This is a genomic window from Lyngbya aestuarii BL J, assembly GCF_000478195.2.
Taxonomy (GTDB): Bacteria; Cyanobacteriota; Cyanobacteriia; order Cyanobacteriales; family Microcoleaceae; genus Capilliphycus; species Capilliphycus aestuarii.
Genome location: NZ_AUZM01000368.1, coordinates 1 through 429 on the forward strand (window position 1 = coordinate 1; position 429 = coordinate 429).

A 429-nucleotide genomic window follows, 5' to 3' on the forward strand; every position below is an offset into this window, starting at 1 on the left:
ACGCTCTTCCGATCTTATCAAAACAGTCACAATAACAAAGACAAGAACGGAGAAGTATTACGCTTCAATTTTATTTGAGAACGAGGAAGCCGAACCGCAGACTTCTGACGAGGGAAAAGCGATAGGATTAGACCTGGGACTCACCCACTTTTTGATTACAAGTGAGGGGTCTAAATACGAAAATCCTCGGCATTTTAAAAAGCATGAACGTAATTTAAAGCGAAAGCAGCAGAAATTATCTCGCAAGCAAACAGGTTCCAATTCCCGGAATAAAGCCAGGAAATTGGTAGCAAGAGCGCACGAGAAAATCTTCTTTGCGAGACAAGACTTCCTACATAAACTGTCTCGCAAGATTGTCAACGAGAACCAAGTGATAATCGCTGAAAATCTTAATGTAAAGGGTATGGTACGCAACCACAATCTAGCCAA

The 429-nt window shown here is 41.5% G+C and carries 1 protein-coding gene; it reads left to right on the forward strand.

The annotated features are described in order from the left end of the window. A partial coding sequence (locus tag M595_RS28560; protein ID WP_040484816.1) for an RNA-guided endonuclease InsQ/TnpB family protein occupies positions 1-429 on the forward strand: 429 nt, incomplete at both ends.